A 15,639-nucleotide genomic window follows, 5' to 3' on the forward strand; every position below is an offset into this window, starting at 1 on the left:
CACAACCGTTAACAGTTGAAATTGTGTAAGAAAAATTAGCAGAAGGAGTTCCGCTAATAGTAACTGTATTTCCAGAAGTTGTAGCCGTAACACCAGTTGGTAATCCAGTTACATTCACGCTAGTTGCACCGCCACCAAAAGTATATTGAATAGGAGCAATAGGATTTCCAGAGCAAATATTTTGATTGTTGTTAGCCGAATCAAGAGTTAAAGTTACGCCTGTAATATTGATTACAACAGTATCAGTTATGTTTGTTGAGCAAGAATTAGTAGCCGTTAAAGTTAAAGTTATACTACTACCGCTAGTTGCTGTTGCAGGAACTGTGTAAGAGGTTAATAAATTATTTGCTGCTGAAAAACTTCCTGATGCCGCACTCCAAGTAACACTAGTATGTCCTTGTGCAGTTCCAGATAAATTGATTGTTTGTCCAGCACAAGCTGCTACAGGAGTGGTTCCTGCCTCAACAGTAAAGGGTTGAACTGGAGCAACACAACCATTATTCACATAAGAAGCAGTTCCAGATGGAGTGAAGTTGACAGTGGAACCATTTAAATCGGCTGCAGTACCACCAACTGTTCCAAAAATATTAACTAAATTAGCTCTTTGATAAGTTACACTATCAGAACACCCTGCACCAAAAGTAACAGATAAAGTTCGAGTTGCAGCAGGTAAGTTATAGTTAGCAAAATGTCCACCTGTTGTAGATGGATTATTTTGAAAAATCATATAGATAGTAGAACTTAAAGAACTAAATGAATTCAGGGTTATATCTAAATTTTGACTTGTTACAACAATTACAGTTGAATTTGCCGGTAAAACACCTCCAGTGGGTTCTAAAATCAATCCGCAACCACCTGTTGATGCTATATTAGCATTTAGTTGAGCAACTTTTGAAGCCGTAGTAGCATTTTGAACTAAGCCAAGCCATGTCTGAGCAGGCCAGTTTACACTCAAGGTACTCGTGTTTAAAGCTGTTCCGCCAATTTTCATTCGGAACATTTCGTTATAACCTTCATCAGTTCCATTATCACATGCATCAACTAAAATACTCTCAATTTCAAAGCATTGTGAAAAACTTTTATTGGATATTATGAATAAGCTAATTGATAATGTTAAAACCTTTAAAAAATTCATACTGTAAATTACTTTATTTGAAAAGCGGTTGCAAAGTTACAAAAAACCCAAAGTTTAATATTATGAAATAATTAATATTCAATAAAAAAAGAAAGGTGTGATTTTTTCACACCTTTCTTTTTTTATTTTGGAGGATATTGTTCTAAAATTCTAGTAACAAACTCCTTTATTCTTGCATCTTTTTTTTCGGTATCTTTTGTGAGATATCCTGAACCTTCACCTTGCCAAACCAATTCTTTTGTTTTGGCATCAATAATATCAATAAAAAGGGTGCCTTCAGGACTGGTCATAACATTTGTATAACCCATTCCCCAGTACGGATTCCAACCCCAACCAAATCCATAATTTTGATAAACATCAACACGCTCACGTTCTTTTGTGAAAATACTAATCAAAATATCAGGGTTTTCAGACTTAGTAAATCCCTTAGAAATCATTACCTCTTCAATAGAATTTAGAATTCTCTTTTTATCTAAATCGGAAATTTCAACTTTATCTATGCCATTTTTTAAGTATGCAAAGGTCTTATAGTTAGTGAAATTTGCTTTTTTATCATAATCCGCATTTACTCTGACAGAACTGCAAGAAGCTAAAATAATTACTAAAAAAAATACGGAAAGAAATTTTAAAGTTTTCATAATATTTAGTTTTAAGTTTTGATTTCAGGAATTAGAATCTTAACTCGAAACCTGAAACTATAATAATTTTTCATCTACTAAATTAGGGATGGTAACTTTTAATAAAGGTTGCGTCTCCATAGCTCTTTTTATAGCAAAAATAGCGCCTTCATTTCTTGCCCAACTTCTTCGTGAAATTCCGTTATTAACATCCCAGAAAAGCATTGACTCTAAACGTCTTGATGCTTCTTTACTTCCATCAAGAACCATACCAAATCCGCCATTAATTACTTCTCCCCAGCCAACACCGCCACCATTGTGAATAGAAACCCAAGTAGCACCTCGGAAACTATCTCCAATTACGTTATGAATCGCCATATCAGAAGTAAATCTTGAACCATCATATATATTAGAAGTTTCTCTGTAAGGAGAATCAGTACCTGAAACATCGTGGTGGTCGCGACCTAAAATTACATAACCGATTTCACCTTTTGCAATCGCTTGATTGAAGGCTTCTGCAATTTTAATTCGTCCTTCGGCATCAGCGTATAAAATACGAGCTTGTGAACCTACAACCAATTTATTTTCTTGCGCACCTTTAATCCATTGAATGTTATCTGCCATTTGTTGTTGAATTTCCTCTGGCGAATTTTTCATCATTTCTTCCAAAACATCGCAAGCTATTTTATCGGTCTTAGCTAGATCTTCTGGATTTCCTGAAGCACAAACCCAACGGAATGGTCCAAATCCATAATCGAAACACATTGGTCCCATAATATCTTGAACATAACTTGGGTATTTAAATTCTCTACCTAATGTTGGATGGTCATTCATCACATTAGCTCCAGCTCTTGAAGATTCTAATAAAAAGGCATTTCCATAATCAAAGAAATACGTTCCTTTAGCGGTATGTTTGTTAATTGCTTCAGCATGACGACGAAGTGTTTTTCTAACTTCTTCTTTGAAACGATCTGGTTCATTTGCCATCATTTCATTTGATTCTTCAAAGGTAAATCCGATAGGGTAGTAGCCACCAGCCCAAGGATTGTGTAAAGAAGTTTGGTCAGATCCTAAATCGATATGTAGATTTTCTTGGTCAAATCGCTCCCATACATCAACTATATTTCCTAAATAAGCAATGGAAACCACTTCTTGATTTTCTAATGCTTTTTTAACTCTAGGAACTAATTCGTCAATGTTATCAACTATCTCATTAATCCATCCTTGTGAATGGCGAATGTGTGTAATTTTTGGATTTACTTCGGCACAAACAGTAACACAACCTGCAATATTTCCCGCTTTTGGCTGAGCACCACTCATTCCTCCTAATCCAGAAGTTACGAATAATCCGCCTTTTGGTGATTTTTTAATTTTTCTAAATCCGTTTAAAACAGTGATGGTTGTCCCATGAACAATTCCTTGAGGACCAATATACATATAACTTCCAGCTGTCATTTGTCCGTATTGTGAAACACCTAATGCATTCATTTTTTCCCAATCGTCTGGTTTGGAATAATTTGGGATAACCATTCCGTTAGTAACTACAACTCTTGGTGCTTCTTTATGCGATGGGAATAATCCCATTGGGTGACCTGAATACATGACTAACGTTTGTTCGTCTGTCATTTCAGCCAAATATTTCATGGTTAAACGATATTGTGCCCAATTTTGGAAAACGGCTCCATTTCCACCATAAGTAATTAACTCGTGAGGATGTTGCGCTACAGCATAATCCAGGTTGTTTTGAATCATTAACATAATCGCTTTGGCTTGTTCGCTTTTTCCAGGATATTCTGAAATTGGACGAGCATACATCTTATAATCAGGACGCAAACGGTACATGTAAATTCTTCCGTAATTTTCTAGTTCCGCTTTGAATTCTGGAATTAAAGTTGCATGATGTTTTGGTTCAAAATAACGAAGTGCATTTTTTAAAGCTAATTTTTTTTCTTCTTCTGTTAAGATTTCTTTCCTTTTTGGAGCGTGATTAATTTCTGCTTCATAAGGTTTTGGATTGGGTAGAACCGACGGAATTCCCTCTAGTATTTGTTCTTTAAATGTCATTTTTTAATTTTTATTCGTTAATAATATTTCCAAAAATTAAATTTAAAAACTAAGGATGACGAATGTCAGACCTATGATAGGACTTGTGAATTTTAATACGATATTTGAATAAATTGATGTCCATTTACTTTTTCTTATTAGTTCCAGTTTTTTTGTCAAAACCATAAGGGCAATGACGACAACCACTTTTGCAACAATATCCTCTTTTTAGATGATATTTTTCTGTAAAGCATTTGTATCCTTCAGGTGTAAAATAAAAATCTTCCCCTTCTTTTAAATTATTTGGATTTAATTCATTGTTCATGTGGACAAATTTACCAATTTTGTATAATATGATTGTACTAGTTATTAAATATTTAATTCCGAAAGGATTTCGTGGACTTACAGTTTATCCGTTTATTTTTTTATTGAATAAAAAAGACAAAATAAATCGGGTAGTATTAAATCATGAAAGAATTCATATTCGGCAACAATTAGAAATGTTAGTATTGCCTTTTTTTGTATGGTATGGAATTGAGTTTATTGTTGGGTTAATTCGATTTAGAAATAGGAGAGAAGCTTATTATAATATTTCATTTGAAAAAGAAGCTTACCAAAATGAAAAAGACCTTAACTATTTAAAGCAAAGGTCTTTTTGGAATTTTTTGAAGTACTAAATTATTTCTTTTTAGGAGCTACTTTTTGAATCTTTTCTACCATATCTTTTCATTTCCTATTGTATTACCCTGCAACGCCTCTCTCAAAACTTGTTGCAACAACTTTTCATTACATCCCAACGGGTTAAAACCCATTGCTATTTATTTTGTTTCGACGTTCTCAAAACGACATAATGGACAAGACGCGACTTGTCACTGCGGCTGCAACGCCTCTCTCAAAACTTGTTGCAACAACTTTTCATTATATCCCAACGGGTTAAAACCCATTGCTATTTATTTTGTTTTGACCTTCTCAAAACGACATAATGGACAAGACGCGTCTTGTCACTGCGGCTGCAACGCCTCTCTCAAAACCTGCTGCAACAACTTTTCATTATACCCTTGACTCTCCTTAATACTTTGCTCTAAACTATCACAAAAAGCCATTAACTCCTCCAACTTTGCCACAATTTGCTCTTGCTCGTGGAGTGGTGGAAGTGGAAAATCAATTTCATTTAAAATTTTTAAACTTAAAAAAGGTTGCAAACCACCTTTGGTAAGGTTTATATAAAATTCATCTTTTCTTAAAATAAAGTAATAGAACAAGTATTTGTTGAAAAGAAGCTTTTGATTAAATTTTAATATAGCAGTATTTTTAAAACTAAATTCAAAATCTACATCTATAATAGCAGGAGTTCCGCAACCAGCTCCAATATTAACTACTAAAATTTCTCCCTTTTTTGGTGTTGTTTTAGTGTATAATTCTCTGTGAAATTTTTCTTCAACATAGTTGCAATTATCCCAATCAATTTTATCTGATTTTACTTGGGTAGCGGCTATATATGGGAATCCTTTACTAACTTTTGGAGGTGTATTATGAAAGCCATCAGTAACTTTCAAGCAAATCTCCCCCAACCTACACCAAGCCCAATGCTCAGGAATTTCAAAAGGAATTTCATCTACTGTTATTGGAGATAACTCTTTTTCTTTTTTGAGTTTTTTTTCGGCTATTAATTGTGTTTTCTCGGCTTTTATTTTGGCTAACAAGTCATGACCTGTTTCTTGAGATGCTGAAACGAGTTCAGCATGACAAAGCTTGCCTTGCATCGCTTCACGCAAAAAAGCCTGACGTAATTGTTTAATTAGGTCGAGTTGGTGGGAGAGTTCTATATTCAATTCGACTTTTGATTCTTGCATATTAACAAATTGATTTTTTGCTTCAACTTGTTTATCAATATTAAAATATGGCAATTTATAATTTCCAAAAGCTTTTAAACCAATTGCTTCTTTAGAAGTTCCTGCTTTCGTATTCTTTACAATATCATCTTTAAACTCGTTAAAAATCATATGATAAAACTTTAAATCAATAGGTAATTCACTTTGATTTTTGGGAGTAATTATAAAACACAAATCACTTGCTATGAATTTACCATTAACATAATGCGTTCTACCTAATGATCCAGAAGCTGCTGCTGCAAAGACTAATGCTTCACAATCATGTGTGTATTCGTTATGCGTTTTCCATTCAGATGAAGCAGTTATAAAGTCAAACTCACCTTCAGTGCATTTTGAACTTTGTAAACTTCCTTTTTCAAAATGAAATAAATCATCAATTCTCATTAAACTCATTTCACCGCTTCTTTTAATTGGTTTAACAAGGCATTGCTTTTCTCAAAAGAAGTGTGCAATAGTTCCATTAATTCCGTACTGCTATATTCGTGTACTTCTTCTTGCTTGGTTGGGTTTTTAATATCTAAATCGTAATTGCGGTCAATAATGGTTTCGATATCTACTTTCCAAGCAATATCGCTTTCCTTGCGGTCATTCCACCATTTTTTTATGGGGTTAAACTCTTTGGCTTGTATCGGTTTGGTTTTGTTGTAGGCTTTTTGACCTTCAGGCAAACGGTGTTCGTAATACCATACTTCTTTTGTAGGTGTGCCTTTGGTAAAAAACAATAAATTAGTAGCTACAGTAGCATATGGTTGAAACACCGAGTTAGGCAAACGGATAATGGTATGCAAATTACATTCTTCCAATAACTTTTGGCGCACGCGTTGTTTGACACCATCGCCTGTTAACGAGCCATCCGGTAATACAATACCTGCTCTTCCGCCTTGTTTTAATAAATGAATCATTAAAATCAGGAACAAGTCGGCACTTTCTTTGGTTCTATAATTCTGTGGAAAATTGTTTTCATTGTTATTGGCAACAATACCTCCAAACGGTGGGTTAGCTAAAATAGCATTCACACGGTGCTTTTCGGTAAAGTTAGACAACGGTTGGTCTAAAGCATCGCCAAAACGAATGTTAGGCACTTCCATATCGTGCAAAATCAAGTTGGTCGTAGCTAACAAATACGGTAGTGGTTTGTATTCCCAACCCATTACGTTTTCAGCAATACTTTTGCGGTCTTCAACGCTGTTGGCTTGTTCTTTTAAATGTTCAATAGCACAAGTCAAATATCCACCTGTTCCACAAGCAGGGTCTAATATTTTTTCGCCCAATTGTGGGTTAATCATTTCGGTAATAAAACTCGTAATGGCACGAGGCGTGTAAAATTCCCCACTTTTACCGGCACTTTGTAAGCCTTTTAAAATGGTCTCATACAATTCCCCAAACGCATGACGGTCTTTGGCAATATTAAAATCTATTTCATTCAACTTGTTCAACACCTTACGAATGTTGATACCGCTTTTCATGTAGTTGTTGTTCCCTTCAAAAACTTCACGTACAATCAAAGCACGGCGATTGCCAGAACTTACGTCAATATTACGCAACGCAGGAAACAATTTTCTATCTACAAACTCTAGCAATTCGTCACCTGTCATTCCTTCGTCATCGCCTGCCCAATTGCCTTTTTCCTTTACCCAATGAAATTCATCAGGTATAGGCGATGTATAATTGTCGTCAAGTAATTCGAGTTCTTTGTCTTTATCGGAAAATATTTTTAAAAACAACATCCAACCGAGTTGTTCTATGCGTTGGGCATCACCGTTAAGACCAGTGTCTTGCCACATGATGGTTTGTATGGATTTTAGGATGGAGGATATGTTTGACATGTTTGTATATTAATTTGTTTTGTTTATTTCAATTGGGATGGGTTTCAACCCATCTGATAATAATTTTAATTTTTATTTTTCAATTGGGATGGGTTTCAATCCATCTGATAATATTTCAATCATTTAATTTAATAATCATATGTTATTTTAATTTAGGGTTAAAACCCATTATTGGAATCATTGTTTTTATCCATTATACCAAATGGGTTGAAACCCATTTCTATTGAAATGATTTTATCATCAATTTTATTTATATTAAATCGGTTAAAACCCATTATTGGAATCATTGTTTTTATCCATTATACCAAATGGGTTGAAACCCATTTCTATTAATTCAGATTATCATTAAATTTTTGAAATCCATATACATCAATCATTTTGTTATATTCGTCATCAAATGATTTTATGGAATGATGTGTTTCTTGATTTCGGATATAATTTCTAACATTTTCTATCATTGATTCCGAAACCGAAACCGCAAAATATTCGTCTTGCCAACCAAATTTTTCAAGAATAAAATTTTGATTATTAAACCAAAATGCAGACTCTCCCTTTATCATTTGGATTACCTTTTGAATTGTCTGGTCAGATTTCAATGAAACCAAACAATGACAATGGTCACTATACCCATTTACAAAATCAATAAAAATTCCTTTTTCTTTTCCATTTTCTTTGATGTGTTTCCACATTTTCTCTCTCAACTCTAATGAATTAAGAAATGGAAATCTATTTTTGGTACTCCAAACAAAATGAATATATACTTTGATGAATGGCATCTATGCTTTTCTATATAATTCGTTTTCTAATTCTTTAACGGCTTCTAAATAATGTTGTTTATTTCCAAAATGACTTATAATCTCAATAGGAGAACCATATTCATCAAAAGGTTTTACACGCAATACTTCAATACTTTCTATATTTTCAACACCTTCATCTGCATATTTGTCTAATAACGTTTCTAAAACTTTACGAGCTTGTTCGCCATATTTAGTGAAATAGTTGCGTTTCTTGACATTATTTGCTCGTTCTTTTCTAGTCAATGGTGGTTGGTCGTACGCTACGTGGCAAATCAAATCAAACAAATCTACTTGCTTATCAACCGCATCATACAAAGCTTCTACCATTACGCCTTGCTCTTGTAATTCTTTGATGATGGCTTCTTTTTTATCCGCTTGGTTCCAAGTCAATAAGAAATCATCTAAAGAAGCAAACTTTTTCTGTATGATACTTTTCGTGTAATCTTTTAAACTTGTAGTAATAGGCTTGCCATCATGGTCAAAATACAATTCTCTACTCACCAAAATAGAAACATCCACCCCATTCACATATTGTTTCGGTCTCTTTTGATATTCGTTAGTGCTTGATGGCTCTCTTACTACAGCTGGTGCCATTATAATTTCATCTCCTGTAACTTCATCAATAATTGGAGTGTCTTCAGTTTCTTCTTCGTCAATGATAGTTTCTAAATCAATTCCCTCTGTTATTGGTTTAACTCGTAACGGATGTCCATCAAACTCAGGGTCGGCAAAATTATCCGTAGCATTTCTAAAATCTAAAATCGTAAAATACAATTTGTTGAACTCTTCATTGATACGCGTACCACGACCTACAATTTGTTTGAATTTCGTCATGGAATTAATGTTAGCATCAAGCACAATTACTTTACACGTTTGCGCATCAACACCAGTGGTCATTAATTCAGAGGTCGTAGCAACTACAGGATATTTTTCTTCTGGGTTAATAAAGTTGTCCAGCTCACGTTTTCCTTCTTCATTATCGCCTGTAATTTGCATTACATACTTATAATTTTCTGCTACCAAATCAGCATTATGGCGAGCAATAGCATTTCGCATACGTTCGGCATGGTCAATATCTACACAAAAAATAATAGTTTTAGCAAAACGGTCAAATCCTTTAAGATACTCTGTTACTTTTTTGGCAACCGCATCCGTTCGCTCTTCAATGACTAAACTTCTATCAAAATCTTTTCTATTGTAAATTCTATCCTCTACTTCGTTACCTTCTTTATCGGTTTTACCTTGTTCAGGTCGATATCCTTCTGCATCTACATTCAAAGCCACACGAATAACTTTGTAAGGAGCCAAGAATCCATCGTCAATTCCTTGTTTTAAAGAATACGTGTACACTGGGTCGCCAAAATATTCGGTATTACTAGTCTCTTTAGTTTCCTTTGGTGTAGCAGTCAAACCAACGTGTGTAGCATTTTTGAAATATGTTAAAATTTCTCTCCATGCACTATCTTCTTTGGCACTTCCTCTGTGACACTCATCAATAATAATTAAATCAAAAAAATCAGGTGAAAACTGTTTGTAAGCATTCGCATCTTCATCCGCACCCGATAAACCTTGATATAAAGCCAAATAAATTTCATAACTTTTATCAATCATACGGTTTTTAACCACCGTCATTTTATCTTTAAAATGTTTGAAATCCCCACGTTTGGTTTGGTCAATCAAAGCAGTTCTATCGGCAAGAAATAAAATTCTCTTCTTAGCACCACTTTTCCATAATCGATGAATAATTTGAAAAGCCGTATACGTTTTTCCAGTACCTGTTGCCATGACTAACAAAATTCTATTTTGTCCGTTTGCTATGGCTTCAACAGTTCTGTTTATTGCAATTTGTTGATAATATCGTGGTTTTCTTCCCGAACCATCCGAAAAGTATTTTTGTAAAGCAATCTTTTCGCCTTGTTCAGTAACTATACCTTTATAGTGTTTGTACTTCATCCATAATGCTTCTGGAGAAGGAAAGTCTTCCAAAGCTAATTCGGTTTCAATAGAATCATCATTTACGGTTCTATCATGATATACAAAACCATCACCATTACTACTAAACACACTTGGAATATCTAATATTCTAGCATAGTTAAGCGCTTGTTGAATACCTGCACGAACCGAATGCTTGTTATCTTTTGCCTCAATAATGGCAATAGGATTATCCTGATAGTACAATAAATAATCCGCTCTTTTTCGTTCACCACGAGCAGTCAATTTACCACGAACATAAATTTTACCATCGGTAAAAGTCACTTCTTCAAGTACTTGTGTTTGTAAGTTCCATCCTGCATTTTGAATAGCAGGTGTTATAAATTTTGTACAAATATCGCGTTCTGATAATTTCTTTTTATCAATCATTTTAATAGCATTGAATTCTTCAAATTTAATAAAAAAATGGTGTTAAACAGTACTTATTAATATGTATTTTTGTGACATATAAAATATTCATAAAAAGAAGTTTTTTATAAATAAGATTATTTATACCTCATTATTTCGACACAATTGGCTGTAACTATTCAAGGCTTTCGAAAGCAATTTAATTCAAAAACGGGTAATTAGCCCCATTTTTTAGAGTTTTTTTATGTTTTTTTTTCTAAATTAAATAGCTTTTTAAAACAAATGGTCTTCATTTAAGCTCCAAAATTAAACGTAAAAAATTGTCAGGTTAAAATTTTCAACTCGACAGGTCGAATTGTAAAACTCGACAGGTCGAATTGAAAAACTCGTCAAGTCCATTTTTTAGCAAAAAAAGAAAAAAAACGAACTCAAGAACGTTCTAGGCTTTCATAAGAGAGTTGTATTAAATGCAGAGAATTATGGCGCTTTTTGGTAACTTAAGTTCTCAACATGTTTTTCGACTTTATGGCATTTCAAAGAAAATATCAATTTACAATAAATAAATAACACACATTGTTGTATATTTGAAAGCAGCTTTAACTAGCTGCTTTTTTTATGCACTCAATTAATCAAAAAATACCATTATCTTTTCCAAATAATATAGAGCTCTTTATTAAAAGAGAAGATTTGTTACATCCAATCATTTCTGGAAATAAATTTAGAAAACTCAAATATAATATTCAAGAAGCTAAACGATTGGGTCATTCTACTTTGTTAACTTTTGGTGGAGCTTTTTCAAATCATATTTTAGCAGTTGCTGGAGCGGGTGCTGAATTTGGGTTTTCAACTATTGGTGTAATAAGGGGAGAAGAAATAGAGTATAAAATTCATGAAAACCCTACTTTAATAAAAGCACAAGAATTAGGAATGAAGTTTTATTTTGTTTCTAGGTCGGACTATCGTGAAAAAGAAAACACTAATTTTAAAGAAAAATTACAGACCATTTTTGGAAATTTTTACTTAATTCCTGAAGGAGGTACAAATTTTTTAGCAATTAAAGGATGCGAAGAAATTTTAACGGTTGAAGATAAAACTTTTTTTACTCATGTGGTTTGTTCTACAGGAACTGGCGGAACTTTCTCAGGTCTTGTGAATTCTTCTACAGAAAACCAACAACTTATTGGATTTTCTTCTCTAAAAGGTGCTTTTTTATCTGATGTTATTCGTAATTTTGTAACCAAATCAAATTGGATTATCAACGATGATTATCATTTTGGTGGATATGGAAAAGTAAATTGCGAATTAATTCAGTTTATAAATGCATTTTACAAGCAAACAAAAATCCCTCTCGATCCCATATATACAGGAAAGATGGTATATGGCGTAATGGACTTGATTGAGAAAGATTTTTTTCCACCTAATGCTAAGATTCTTATGATTCATTCGGGTGGTTTACAAGGCGTTAAAGGAATGAATTTGGCGCTACAAAAAAAGAATAGAGAAATAATCTGTTATGATGAAATGTAAGCTTTTTTAATGGCTTAATGATTTCTAAAAAAAAGTATGCTCCTGTCTGTCATCATAATTATTGTTTGATTTATGAGGGGGTATAATGAGGGTAATTTCGATAAATTTAAATGGTATAGAAACACAAACAAATGAAAAGTAAATTCGTCATTTTTATTTTAGCACTCTTAGTAATAAGTTGTAAAAGTACTAATCCTGTTGTTAGAACAACTAAAAAGAAACCAGTTGTACATTCAAAATCAACTGCTACAAAAGGACTTACTAAAAATCCCAATTCAAAAACTTCAGATAATAATGCTCAAGTTTCTTTAGAAGCAACTTCAAACATTAAAACGTATGCCGAAGAGATTCAAAATTACGTTGAAAACTTTAAAGAAATCGCTATGAATAACATGAAAAATCATGGAATTCCAGCAAGTATTACTTTGGCTCAAGGAATTTTAGAATCGGGAGCAGGAAAAGGCAAGTTAGCACAATCTGCCAACAATCATTTTGGGATAAAATGCCACACAGGATGGACGGGAGATAGTGTTCGTCATGATGATGATGCAGAGCAAGAATGTTTCAGAAAATACGAACATCCTTCAGAATCTTACAGAGATCATTCTTTGTTTTTAACTTCTAGAACACGATATGCAAATTTGTTCAAATTAGACAAAGGAGATTACGAATCTTGGGCAAGAGGTTTAAAAGCAGCAGGATATGCTACGGATGTTAAATACCCCGATAAATTAATTGGATTAATTGAGCGTTTTGAATTGTATAAATATGATAATCAAGTGCTGAGTCGCGATTTTAAACCTACTAAAAAAGAAGTTGTAGCAGCTCAAGGTGGCGACTATTATACCGTTCAGCAAGGAGACACCTTGTATGCATTGTCAAAAAAATTTAATCTTACAGTAGACGATTTAAAAAAGTTAAATAATATGTCTGATACTACTATTTCAATCGGACAACAAATTAAAATTAAATAATGCTATATAAAAGAAGTAGTGAATTATTTGTTGAAGCTAGCAAAGTAATTCCAGGAGGTGTTAATTCACCAGTTAGAGCTTTCAAAGGAGTGGGAGGTACTCCGATTTTTGTGAAAGAAGCTAAGGGAGCTTATTTGTATGATGAAGATGGAAACCGTTTAATTGATTATATTAACTCATGGGGACCAATGATTTTAGGTCATGCTTACGAGCCTGTAGTTAATGCAGTGGTTGAAAAAGCAAAAAAAGGAACATCATTTGGAATGCCTACAGAGTTAGAAACACAAATTGCAAAATTAGCAGTTTCGATGGTTCCAAATATCGATAAAATTCGTTTTGTAAATTCGGGTACAGAAGCTTGTATGAGTGCCATTCGTTTAGCACGTGGTTATACAAAACGAGATAAGATTATTAAATTTTCGGGTTGCTATCATGGACACTCAGATTCTTTTTTAATCGCAGCGGGAAGTGGTTTGAGTACATTTGGTGTGCCTAATTCTCCCGGAGTTACAGAAGGCACGGCTAAAGATACATTATTAGCCGCTTACAATGATATTGATAATGTTAAAGCTCTTTTTAAAGCTAACGAAAATCAAATTGCAGCGATTATTATTGAGCCTGTTGCTGGTAATATGGGATGTATTCCTCCAGTAAAAGGATTTCTAGAAGCGCTTAGAGATGTTTGTACTGCTAATGGAGCGTTGCTTATTTTTGATGAAGTAATGACCGGATTTCGATTAGCAAAAGGAGGAGCACAACAATTATTCGACATTCAAGCAGATATTGTATGTTTTGGAAAAGTAATAGGTGGAGGATTGCCTGTAGGAGCTTTTGCTGCAAGAGAGGAAATTATGAATTATTTAGCGCCGTTAGGACCGGTTTATCAAGCAGGAACCTTGTCTGGAAATCCATTGGCTATGGCTGCTGGTTTAGAAATGTTGAAAGCATTAAATGCTGATGCAAATGTTTTTAAACGTTTAGAAGAAAAAACAGCATATTTAGAAAAAGGAATTCGTCAAGTACTAACAGAAGAAGGCGTTGTTTTTACGATTAATAGAGTGGGTTCGATGATTTCCGTACATTTTGATGCTAATCCTGTTTATGATTTTGCAACCGCTAAAAATGGTGATAACGATACATTTAAAAAGTTCTTCCACGGATTATTAAAACGCGGAGTTTATATTGCGCCTTCCGCTTATGAAACTTGGTTTATCACAGATGCACTAACGTATGAAGATTTAGATTTTACAATTAATGCAATAGCAGAAACAGCAAGAGAGTTATAATAAAAATGTCCCGATTTTATCGGGACATTTCTTATTTAATTAGATTCTCATAAAGAGCTTTATTACTTTTAAGTTTTCTTAACTGCTCAGGAGAAAGAGACCCATCAATTTTACTTTTCATAATGGAATAAACTTCATTTCTTTCCTTATCAGAAGTAGCTTTGGCTAAATTTACGTGTTTGTAAACTAATAAATCATATAAGCCATTTTCTAAATTGCTCTCCAAAGGAATCACTTTTACCAATTCATTTAATTCTAACTTTGCGGCCATTTTAGGATCATTTGATTTTTGATCTTGAGCAAAAGTAAAAGCGCTAAACGCAAAGAATAATACTAGAGAAAAGACTATTTTTTTCATAATTAAATACAGTTGATTTTTTTTTGGTTTGTCAAATCTAAATTAAATTTGAGATTAAAACAAAACATTTTGTCAAAAATAATTAATTACCTCTGCGCTCTTTTACTCTTTTTTGCATTTTTTCTTTTGCTTGTGCTGCTTTTTCATCGTGGTTTTCTTCCCATTTTTTATATTGCTCTGGCTTTAAGATTTTTTTCATTTTGGCTTTCATTTCAATTTGATTGTCTAACATCTTATTTTTCATTTCAAATCTTTCGTCAGCAGATGGTTTTTCACCTTTTTCTCTTTTAGCTTTCATTTCGGCCATTTTGGCTTCTCTTTTTTTCGCTTGCTCTAAAAAAATGGTTTTTACTTCTTTTTGTTGTTGTGCATCTAAATCTAAATCTAGAGTCATTTTCTTAACATGAAGTTCGGTTTGCTGTTCAGGAGTTAATTTTTCTCTTCCCTGTTTTCTGTCTTGTGCAAAGGTTAATGTTGTCATCACTAAAGCAATTGCTAAAATTAATTTTTTCATCTTCTTTATTTTTTAATTGTTTTGATGATAAGACATTCAGGAAATAAAAAGGTTTAATTAGAGAATAAAAAAAAGCGAAACTCTATAAAAAGTTTCGCTTTGAAATTTAGTTGTTTGATCTTATTTCCCTAAGTATTCAGCAATTTTATTTTCGCCATCTACAACAACACGCATCAAGCCGTGTTTGCTTAATCCTTTACTAGCAGCATCCCATTTTTTACCGCTCAATTCTGATTTAGTTTTTAAATCACCAATCGAAATTCCTTCGTTAGCTTTTAAAATTTCGATAATATGTTTTTCGTCTTCTGTTAATTCTGGACCTTTTTTCTC

Annotated in this window: 14 protein-coding genes and 2 pseudogenes; 4 read left to right on the forward strand and 12 right to left on the reverse strand. The window is 33.3% G+C overall.

The window, feature by feature from the left end:
* The 4 genes and pseudogenes from B4I81_RS05385 to B4I81_RS05400 all read right to left on the reverse strand — a co-directional run.
* Positions 1-1,135: pseudogene (locus B4I81_RS05385) on the reverse strand (hypothetical protein); the annotation flags it as partial.
* A gap of 122 nt (positions 1,136-1,257) precedes the next feature.
* Positions 1,258-1,773, reverse strand: coding sequence for a DUF4136 domain-containing protein (locus B4I81_RS05390; protein ID WP_291108513.1), 516 nt, complete (start codon positions 1,771-1,773; stop codon positions 1,258-1,260).
* Between the two features lie 57 nt (positions 1,774-1,830).
* Positions 1,831-3,816 carry a urocanate hydratase gene (locus B4I81_RS05395; RefSeq protein WP_291108515.1) on the reverse strand — a complete coding sequence of 662 codons (1,986 nt, stop codon included), beginning with the start codon at positions 3,814-3,816 and terminating at the stop codon, positions 1,831-1,833.
* Positions 3,817-3,940: 124 nt separating this feature from the next.
* The gene (locus B4I81_RS05400; RefSeq protein WP_291108517.1) at positions 3,941-4,120 is read right to left on the reverse strand and encodes a DUF5522 domain-containing protein; all 180 of its coding nucleotides are present in this window, start codon (positions 4,118-4,120) and stop codon (positions 3,941-3,943) included.
* A gap of 28 nt (positions 4,121-4,148) precedes the next feature.
* Between B4I81_RS05400 and B4I81_RS05405 the strand changes: the two genes are divergently transcribed.
* Positions 4,149-4,472: a hypothetical protein gene (locus B4I81_RS05405; protein WP_291108519.1), complete on the forward strand. Its 324-nt coding sequence runs from the start codon at positions 4,149-4,151 to the stop codon at positions 4,470-4,472.
* A 324-nt stretch (positions 4,473-4,796) separates the two neighbouring features.
* On the opposite strand, the gene B4I81_RS05410 is transcribed toward B4I81_RS05405, so the two are convergent.
* From B4I81_RS05410 to hsdR, 5 genes are all read right to left on the reverse strand, one after another.
* Positions 4,797-6,080, reverse strand: a complete 1,284-nt coding sequence (locus B4I81_RS05410) for a restriction endonuclease subunit S (RefSeq protein WP_291108521.1) — start codon at positions 6,078-6,080, stop codon at positions 4,797-4,799.
* A complete protein-coding gene (locus tag B4I81_RS05415; protein ID WP_291108523.1) occupies positions 6,077-7,513 on the reverse strand; it encodes an N-6 DNA methylase in 1,437 nt (478 codons plus the stop codon). Before B4I81_RS05415 ends, B4I81_RS05410 begins: the two co-directional genes overlap by 4 nt.
* 158 nt (positions 7,514-7,671) lie before the next feature.
* Complete coding sequence (locus B4I81_RS05420; RefSeq protein ID WP_291108525.1) at positions 7,672-7,800, reverse strand: hypothetical protein; 129 nt, start codon at positions 7,798-7,800, stop codon at positions 7,672-7,674.
* A gap of 42 nt (positions 7,801-7,842) precedes the next feature.
* On the reverse strand, positions 7,843-8,289 hold the full coding sequence (gene tnpA / locus B4I81_RS05425) for an IS200/IS605 family transposase (protein WP_291108527.1): 447 nt from the start codon (positions 8,287-8,289) through the stop codon (positions 7,843-7,845).
* Positions 8,290-10,668: an EcoAI/FtnUII family type I restriction enzme subunit R gene (gene hsdR, locus B4I81_RS05430; protein ID WP_414655089.1), complete on the reverse strand. Its 2,379-nt coding sequence runs from the start codon at positions 10,666-10,668 to the stop codon at positions 8,290-8,292. It abuts the gene before it with no gap.
* A gap of 597 nt (positions 10,669-11,265) precedes the next feature.
* Here hsdR and B4I81_RS05435 point away from each other — a divergent pair.
* The 3 genes from B4I81_RS05435 to hemL all read left to right on the forward strand — a co-directional run bounded on the left by B4I81_RS05435 (position 11,266) and on the right by hemL (position 14,437).
* A complete protein-coding gene (locus B4I81_RS05435; protein WP_291108531.1) occupies positions 11,266-12,177 on the forward strand; it encodes a 1-aminocyclopropane-1-carboxylate deaminase/D-cysteine desulfhydrase in 912 nt (303 codons plus the stop codon).
* Between the two features lie 131 nt (positions 12,178-12,308).
* A complete protein-coding gene (locus tag B4I81_RS05440; protein ID WP_291108533.1) occupies positions 12,309-13,151 on the forward strand; it encodes a glucosaminidase domain-containing protein in 843 nt (280 codons plus the stop codon).
* On the forward strand, positions 13,151-14,437 hold the full coding sequence (hemL, locus tag B4I81_RS05445) for a glutamate-1-semialdehyde 2,1-aminomutase (RefSeq protein ID WP_291108535.1): 1,287 nt from the start codon (positions 13,151-13,153) through the stop codon (positions 14,435-14,437). The genes B4I81_RS05440 and hemL overlap by 1 nt, the downstream gene beginning before the upstream one ends.
* Before the next feature lie 31 nt (positions 14,438-14,468).
* Here hemL and B4I81_RS05450 read toward each other — a convergent pair whose 3' ends face one another.
* The 3 genes and pseudogenes from B4I81_RS05450 to B4I81_RS05460 form a co-directional block, all read right to left on the reverse strand.
* Complete coding sequence (locus B4I81_RS05450) at positions 14,469-14,795, reverse strand: hypothetical protein (RefSeq protein WP_291108536.1); 327 nt, start codon at positions 14,793-14,795, stop codon at positions 14,469-14,471.
* 82 nt (positions 14,796-14,877) lie between these two features.
* Positions 14,878-15,309, reverse strand: a complete 432-nt coding sequence (locus B4I81_RS05455) for a hypothetical protein (protein ID WP_291108538.1) — start codon at positions 15,307-15,309, stop codon at positions 14,878-14,880.
* A 120-nt stretch (positions 15,310-15,429) separates the two neighbouring features.
* A pseudogene (locus B4I81_RS05460) lies at positions 15,430-15,639 on the reverse strand (lysine--tRNA ligase); the annotation flags it as partial.

It is taken from the genome of Flavobacterium sp. UBA6195 (genome assembly GCF_002422095.1).
GTDB lineage: Bacteria > Bacteroidota > Bacteroidia > Flavobacteriales > Flavobacteriaceae > Flavobacterium.

Excerpts from the sequence above, each read along its gene's own strand:
- B4I81_RS05390 (WP_291108513.1), bottom strand. The coding sequence starts at position 1,773 with ATGAAAACTTTAAAATTTCTTTCCGTATTTTTTTTAGTAATTATTTTA.
- B4I81_RS05395 (WP_291108515.1), bottom strand. The coding sequence starts at position 3,816 with ATGACATTTAAAGAACAAATACTAGAGGGAATTCCGTCGGTTCTACCC.
- B4I81_RS05400 (WP_291108517.1), bottom strand. The coding sequence starts at position 4,120 with ATGAACAATGAATTAAATCCAAATAATTTAAAAGAAGGGGAAGATTTT.
- B4I81_RS05405 (WP_291108519.1), top strand. The coding sequence starts at position 4,149 with ATGATTGTACTAGTTATTAAATATTTAATTCCGAAAGGATTTCGTGGA.
- B4I81_RS05410 (WP_291108521.1), bottom strand. The coding sequence starts at position 6,080 with ATGAGTTTAATGAGAATTGATGATTTATTTCATTTTGAAAAAGGAAGT.
- B4I81_RS05415 (WP_291108523.1), bottom strand. The coding sequence starts at position 7,513 with ATGTCAAACATATCCTCCATCCTAAAATCCATACAAACCATCATGTGG.
- B4I81_RS05420 (WP_291108525.1), bottom strand. The coding sequence starts at position 7,800 with ATGATTCCAATAATGGGTTTTAACCGATTTAATATAAATAAAATTGAT.
- tnpA (WP_291108527.1), bottom strand. The coding sequence starts at position 8,289 with ATGCCATTCATCAAAGTATATATTCATTTTGTTTGGAGTACCAAAAAT.
- B4I81_RS05435 (WP_291108531.1), top strand. The coding sequence starts at position 11,266 with ATGCACTCAATTAATCAAAAAATACCATTATCTTTTCCAAATAATATA.
- B4I81_RS05440 (WP_291108533.1), top strand. The coding sequence starts at position 12,309 with ATGAAAAGTAAATTCGTCATTTTTATTTTAGCACTCTTAGTAATAAGT.
- hemL (WP_291108535.1), top strand. The coding sequence starts at position 13,151 with ATGCTATATAAAAGAAGTAGTGAATTATTTGTTGAAGCTAGCAAAGTA.
- B4I81_RS05450 (WP_291108536.1), bottom strand. The coding sequence starts at position 14,795 with ATGAAAAAAATAGTCTTTTCTCTAGTATTATTCTTTGCGTTTAGCGCT.
- B4I81_RS05455 (WP_291108538.1), bottom strand. The coding sequence starts at position 15,309 with ATGAAAAAATTAATTTTAGCAATTGCTTTAGTGATGACAACATTAACC.